Source organism: Streptomyces europaeiscabiei, from assembly GCF_001550375.1.
In the GTDB taxonomy this organism is placed as follows: domain Bacteria; phylum Actinomycetota; class Actinomycetes; order Streptomycetales; family Streptomycetaceae; genus Streptomyces; species Streptomyces europaeiscabiei.
In genome coordinates, this window is record NZ_LRTR01000793.1 from 1 (window position 1) to 508 (window position 508).

General features: G+C 66.3%; 1 protein-coding gene. It reads right to left on the reverse strand.

Features of this window, described 5'->3' with window-relative positions:
- Positions 1 to 508 (reverse strand): SLC13 family permease (locus tag AWZ10_RS38955; protein ID WP_279616669.1); only part of this gene is annotated, 508 nt, incomplete at both ends.

A 508-nucleotide genomic window follows, 5' to 3' on the forward strand; every position in this document is an offset into this window, starting at 1 on the left:
CAGATCGGTCTTGTCGACGAGGCCGAGCACCAGCGCACCGGAGACGGCCAGCGGGGAGAACGCGCCCGCGTGCCCGCCGCTGATCACCATCATGCCGACGACCAGCGGGTTGAGCTTGTAGCGGTAGGCGAAGTTCATGCCGATCGGCGCGAGGATCGCGACAGCGGCCGGGGTGAACGTACCGAACGCCGTCAGCATGGCGGCCACCAGGAACAGCACCCAGGGGATGAGCTCTACCTTGCCGCGTACCAGCCGCACCCCGGCCGCGACGAGCCAGTCGATGGTGCCGTTGCGGCGGGCGACGGAGAACAGGTAGGTGACTCCGACGATGGTGACGAAGAGCTTCGCCGGGAACCCCTCGAAGATCTCGTCCTCGGTGAGGCCGAGCGAGGCGGTCCCGACCACGAAGGTGGCGACGAAGGCGAGGATGCCCAGATTGATCGGCAGCACGGTGCCGACCACGAACATCACCAACAGGGCGCCTATGGAGATCACTTCAGCAGACATC